Below are 5,659 nucleotides of genomic sequence, written 5' to 3' on the forward strand. Positions count from 1 at the left end.
AGCAGCATCAGCACCGCCCAGTCGCGCGCGCCGATCCACGGCTCGGCAGCGTCGTCGGCGACCTCCCCGGCCAGCGCCACCGCTTCGGCCGGCGAGATCGGGCGCGGCACGCCGCGCTGGACCCGCGGCCCCTTCAGCCGCGGCGGTTCGGCATCCGCATTCGCCCATGCGAGGAAACCGCGCACCGCGGACAGCTCGCGCGCCGCCGATGCATTCCCCAGCCCCTGCCCGCGCCGATAGGCCAGATAGGCGCGAAGATCCGCCGTGCTCGTCCGGCCCAGCGCCGCGCGATCGACCGCCCCCGCCCAGTGCCCTACCAGGAACGCCGTCAACCGCTCGGCAACCGCGCGATAGGCGCGGACCGTGTGCACCGACCGCATCCGGTCCCGCGCCAGATGCGTCGCCCAGAGCATCGACGGGGGAAGCGTGTCGGGTGAGGTCATTCCGGCATGCTAGAGCGTTTGAACGACAAAGAAAATTAACTAACGCAGGCCTATTCGAAGACATGTCGCTCCCCGAGTCCGCCCTTCGCGAAATGCCCGGATCACCATCGCGTTTTGCCTCGGCCGACGAGGAACGCCGGGTGGCGACGCTCAACGCGCTCGCGCTGCTCGATACCGAACCGGAGCGCGAATTCGACGCGCTCGTCGCGCTGGCGGCCGAAATGCTCGACTGCCCCAGCGCAATGATGACGCTGATCGATCGCGACCGCTTGTGGATCAAGGCGGCCAATGACGGCGAACGCGGCGAGATCGCGCGCGACGTGACCATGTGCAACGTCACCATCCAGGGATCGGCGCCGCTGGTCGTGGAGGACCTCTCGGGCGATTCGCGGTTCGCCGCCAATCCGCTGGTTGCCGCCTCCGACGGGGTGCGATTCTATGCCGGTGCCCCGATCCATGCGATCGCCGACGACGGACGACGTCACCCGATCGGCGCGCTGTGCGTGCTCGACACCCATCCGCGCAGCCTGAACGCAGCAGGGCGGAAAGCGCTTGTGCATCTCGCCACGCTTGCCGAAGCGGCAATCGCTGCGCGGACCGCAGCGCTCCAGGCACTCGCGATCGCGGTGACCGCGGATCGCCAGTCGTCCGTTCTCGCTCGCCAGGACCGCATATTTCGCCAGGCCGAGCGGATGGCGGCGATCGGATCGTGGCGCGTGCTGTGGCCCGACGGTCCGCTCGAATGGTCCGACGGCGTCTTCCGGATCCACGAGCTGCCGCTGGGCGCGCAACCCGACCCGTCGAAGGCGATCGATCACTATCCCCCCCATGCCCGCGAACAGATCGCGCAGGCGCTCACGGACGTCATCCGCACCGGCGTCCCGATCGATCTCGAACTCGACTTCACCACTGCGCTGGGCAATCCACGACGGGTGCGGGTGCAGGGCGAGCTCGAACATGAGGCCCAGCGGAACGTGGACGGTCCCGTCGCGATCGTCGGCATCTTCCAGGACGTGACAGAGCGTCACGCGCTCGAACTCACGCTGCGACGCACGGCCGAAACCGATGCGCTCACCGGCCTCGCCAACCGGGCCGCGTTTGACCAGGCGCTCGACGCGGCCATCACGCGCGCGCGTACAGCGGCATCGCCGTTGCTGCTCGCGCTCGTCGATCTCGACGGGTTCAAGGCGATCAACGACACGCTTGGCCATAACGCAGGCGACGACGTGCTGCGCGGCGTTGGCCAGATCCTGCAGGCACCATGGCTCCGCGGCAGCCTCGCCGCGCGGCTTGGCGGTGACGAATTCGCAGTGATCGTCGACGACCCCGCGCTGGTCGGTGCACCCGATGAGATCGTCAGCCGGCTGCAGGAGGCGCTGCAGGTGCCGGTCTCGGTCGACGGCCTGGCGATGATCAGCGCGGGCACCGTCGGCATCGCCGCGCTCGAAGCCGATTGCCAGACGGTCCGCGATTTCGTCCACCGCGTCGACATCGTCCTCTACCGCGCCAAGCGCGAACGGATCGGCGAACGGCGCCGCGCCGCCTGATCGGGTTCACCCCGATGGGCGCCGCTACGACGATCACACGCCGCTAAAAGGTTTCCGTCGAGTCGATCTGCCCCCATATGCGTTGGCCATGTCGTCGCGCGCCCGTGTCCTGATCCTCAACGCCGCCCTCGGGCCGCTCGACTACCGCGTGCCCGCGGGCATGGACGTCGCGCCCGGATCGATCGTCGTCGCGCCGCTCGGCCCGCGCCAGCTGCTCGGCGTGGTGTGGGAGGCGGAGCGGATGCCGTCCGATGCGGAGGTCGGCGACAACCGCCTGCGCAATCTGCTCGCGGTTGCGGACGTGCCGCCGCTCGGCGCGCCGCTTCGCCGGCTGATCGAATGGACCGCCGATTATTATCTGGCGCCCCCTGCCTCGGTGCTGCGGATGTCGCTCGCCTCGACTTCCGCGCTCGAGGGCGCGCGCACCGCGACCGAATATCGCGCGACCGGCACGATCCCCCCGCGCCTGACGCCGCAACGCGAACAGGCGCTCGAACGGATCGGCGATCGCCAGGGCCTGATCCGCGAGCTGGCGCAGCTCGCCGAGGTGAGTGACGCGGTCATTCGCGGTCTCGTCAAGGTTGGCGGGATCGAGGCGGTCGAGGTGGATATCGACAGCCCCTACCCTGTCCCCGACCCGCTGCATCACGTCCCCGTGCTGTCGCCCGATCAGCGCGCAGCGGCGGACTCGCTCGTTAAAGGCGTCGCCGACCACATCTTCACGCCGACATTGCTCGACGGCGTGACCGGTTCAGGCAAGACCGAGGTCTATTTCGAGGCGGTCGCGCAGGCGATCCGCGACGGCCGCCAGACTCTGGTGCTGCTGCCCGAGATCGCATTGACCGAGCCGTTCCTCAAGCGCTTCCACGACCGGTTCGGCTGCGAGCCGATCGCGTGGCATTCGGGGCTGCGGTCGACCCAGCGAAGGCGCGCATGGCGTGCGATCGCGAGCGGCGAGGCGCTGGTGACGGTCGGCGCACGATCCGCGCTGTTCCTGCCCTATCGCGATCTCGACCTGATCGTCGTCGACGAGGCGCACGAGACCAGCTTCAAGCAGGAGGAAGGCGTGCATTATCATGCGCGCGACGTCGCGGTGATGCGCGGCAAGTTTGAGGGATGCCCGGTCATCCTCGCCTCCGCCACCCCCGCGATCGAGACCCGCCAGCAGGTCGCGACCGGCCGCTATGCCGAACTGAAGCTGCCCGGCCGGTTCGGCGTGGCGGAAATGCCGACGATCGAGCCGATCGACCTGATCAAGGAGCCGCCCGAGCGCGGTCGCTGGCTCGCCCCGCGGCTGGTTCAGGCGATGCAGGCGACACTGGAGAAGCGCGAACAGGCGCTGCTGTTCCTCAACCGCCGGGGCTATGCACCGCTGACGCTGTGCCGCACCTGCGGGCACCGGTTCCAGTGTCCGAACTGCACCGCGTGGATGGTCGAGCACCGGCTGACGCGGCGGCTCGCCTGTCATCATTGCGGCCATGCCGAGCCGACGCCGCGCGTCTGTCCCGAATGCCAGGGCGAGGATACGCTCGTCGCCTGCGGTCCCGGCGTCGAGCGGATCGCGGACGAGGTCGCCGCGCTGTTTCCCGAGGCGAAGACCGCGGTCGTCACGTCGGACACGATCTGGTCGCCTGCCAAGGCAGCGGAATTCGTCGACCGGATGGAGGCGGGCGATATCGACATCGTCGTCGGCACGCAGCTGGTGACCAAGGGCTATCACTTCCCAAATCTGACGCTGGTCGGCGTCGTCGATGCGGATCTGGGGCTCGACGGCGGCGACCTGCGCGCGGCCGAGCGCACCTTCCAGCAGATCCGCCAGGTGTCGGGGCGTGCCGGCCGCGGGGAGAAGCCCGGCCATGTCTTCATCCAGACCCACAGCCCCGCCGCGCAGGTGATGCAGGCGCTGATCACCGGCGACGCCGACGCCTTTTATGCGGCCGAGACCGAGGCGCGCAAGGATGCGGGCGCGCCGCCCTTTGGCCGTTATGCCGCGATCGTCGTGTCGTCGGAGGATCAGCGGTGCGCGCACGACACCGCCAATCTCGTCGGGCGAAGCGCACCGCAGGTCGAGGGGATGCATGTCTATGGCCCCGCGCCCGCACCGCTCGCGATGCTGCGCGGCCGGCACCGCTACCGCCTGCTCGTCCACGCGAAGCGCGCGCTCGACGTACAGGACGTCATCCGTGCATGGCTCGGCACGCTCGACTGGCCGTCCAAGGTGCGCGTCACCGTCGACGTCGATCCCTATAATTTTCTCTGATACGACAGCAACCGACGCTTAACCGCTAGCACGCTATCCAAGGTGGATGTCGGCGCAGCGTGTCACCCCGATTCAATGGCTGCGCGCGCTCGCCGCGACGATGGTCGTTGCCGCGCATGCAGCGAACCTGGTCGATGCGGGTCCGGTCCGGATCACCGGCGCGTTCATCCCGTCGGTGCCCAATCTCTCCGTGGTCGGCATCAGCGGCGTCGATCTCTTCTTCGTCATCAGCGGCTTCGTCATGGCGCAGTCGCTCGCGACCGCACCACGCGATCCCTGGGGTTTTCTCGTCCAGCGCTGGCGCCGCATCGTCCCGCTCTTCGCGCTCGCCAGCATCGCCTATATCCTCGTCGCGACCGAGCCGCAGCCGGTCGAGGCGATGCTGATGTCGATCACCGTCCTCCCGCTGCTCGATGGCGCCGACTATCATCAGCCTTCGCTCTATGTCGGCTGGACGCTGGGCTTCGAATTTGCCTTCTACGCGCTCGTCGCACTCGCGATGACCGCCCGCCACCACAGGACCCGGTGGCTGCTGGTCGCGACGCTCACCGTTGCGCTGCTCGGCTGCATCGTCCAGCCCGGCTGGGCGCCGGCGCGGCTCCTCTTCAATCCGATGCAGCTGGAATTCGCCTTTGGCCTGCTCGTCTGGATCGCCTGGCGACGGGGCATCACCGCACCCGTCGCGGCGATGGCCACGGTTCTGGGAACCGCGCTGCTCGCTATCGGTATCGCCGTCGGGCTAGGTCCCGCGGTCTCGGGCGATGTCCAGGCGGCAGTCGCCGGCACCTCCGGTATTGCACGCAGCTGGACCTGGGGGCTGCCCTGGGCGCTCGTCCTGCTCGGGGTGATCGACACGCCGGGTGGCGGCCGGTTCGACCGGATCGTCGCGCGGATCGGCGACGCCTCCTATTCGACCTATCTCGTTCACCCCTGCCTGATCGCGCTGGTGTGGCGCATCGGCGGGGTCCTGCCGGAATGCCCGGCGCTGGTCTTCGTCGCGCTATTCGTGATGCTGTCGACGGTCGCGGGGCTCATCGTCCACCGCTGGATCGAACGGCCGCTGCTGCAGGTCCTAGCCCGGCAGCGCAAGGCGGCAGCGCCCGTCGCTACCGACGCGGCGCTCGCCTGAGGCTGTTTACTCGCCCGCCTGCTCGGCGAGAATCGTCAGGCCCTTGGCGTTGACCTCGGCGAAACCACCGCGGATCGCGATCGTCTCGGACGTGCCGTTCTGCGTCCGGTACACCTGCACGCTTCCGTCACGGACGGTCGACATGAACGGCGCATGGCCTTCCAGCACGCCGAAGTCGCCTTCGGTGCCGGGGACGACGACCATATAGACCTCCTCCGACCGGACGAGCTTTTCTGGCGTGACGAGTTCGAAATGCAGCATCTTGTTTGCCTTCTCCCTC

At 68.6% G+C, this 5,659-nt stretch carries 5 protein-coding genes; 3 read left to right on the forward strand and 2 right to left on the reverse strand.

Annotated features, from left to right (window positions below):
• Nucleotides 1–443, reverse strand: a 443-nt coding sequence (locus tag sphsw_RS18135) for a site-specific integrase (protein WP_235188466.1), incomplete at its 3' end; no start/stop codon positions are given.
• Nucleotides 444–583: 140 nt separating this feature from the next.
• On the opposite strand from sphsw_RS18135, the gene sphsw_RS18140 reads away from it, so the two are divergent.
• The 3 genes from sphsw_RS18140 to sphsw_RS18150 all read left to right on the forward strand — a co-directional run bounded on the left by sphsw_RS18140 (nt 584) and on the right by sphsw_RS18150 (nt 5,379).
• Nucleotides 584–1,990 (forward strand): sensor domain-containing diguanylate cyclase, encoded by a 1,407-nt coding sequence (locus sphsw_RS18140; protein WP_235188467.1) that lies wholly within the window; start codon nt 584–586, stop codon nt 1,988–1,990.
• 88 nt (nt 1,991–2,078) lie between these two features.
• Entirely contained in the window at nt 2,079–4,250 is a 2,172-nt protein-coding gene (locus sphsw_RS18145; protein WP_031441851.1) for a primosomal protein N', read from the forward strand.
• Between the two features lie 46 nt (nt 4,251–4,296).
• Nucleotides 4,297–5,379 (forward strand): acyltransferase family protein, encoded by a 1,083-nt coding sequence (locus tag sphsw_RS18150; RefSeq protein WP_031441852.1) that lies wholly within the window; start codon nt 4,297–4,299, stop codon nt 5,377–5,379.
• 6 nt (nt 5,380–5,385) lie between these two features.
• Here the strand turns inward: sphsw_RS18150 and sphsw_RS18155 are convergent, their stop codons facing one another.
• Nucleotides 5,386–5,640, reverse strand: a complete 255-nt coding sequence (locus sphsw_RS18155; protein ID WP_031441853.1) for an ATP synthase F1 subunit epsilon — start codon at nt 5,638–5,640, stop codon at nt 5,386–5,388.
• Between the last annotated feature and the right edge of the window lie 19 nt (nt 5,641–5,659).

It is taken from the genome of Sphingomonas sp. FUKUSWIS1 (assembly GCF_000733135.1).
GTDB classification, from domain to species: domain Bacteria; phylum Pseudomonadota; class Alphaproteobacteria; order Sphingomonadales; family Sphingomonadaceae; genus Sphingomonas; species Sphingomonas aerolata.

What these genes read in the sequence shown, in the direction of transcription:
- sphsw_RS18145 (WP_031441851.1), top strand. Translation starts at nt 2,079, where the DNA reads ATGTCGTCGCGCGCCCGTGTCCTGATCCTCAACGCCGCCCTCGGGCCG.
- sphsw_RS18150 (WP_031441852.1), top strand. Translation starts at nt 4,297, where the DNA reads ATGTCGGCGCAGCGTGTCACCCCGATTCAATGGCTGCGCGCGCTCGCC.
- sphsw_RS18155 (WP_031441853.1), bottom strand. Translation starts at nt 5,640, where the DNA reads ATGCTGCATTTCGAACTCGTCACGCCAGAAAAGCTCGTCCGGTCGGAG.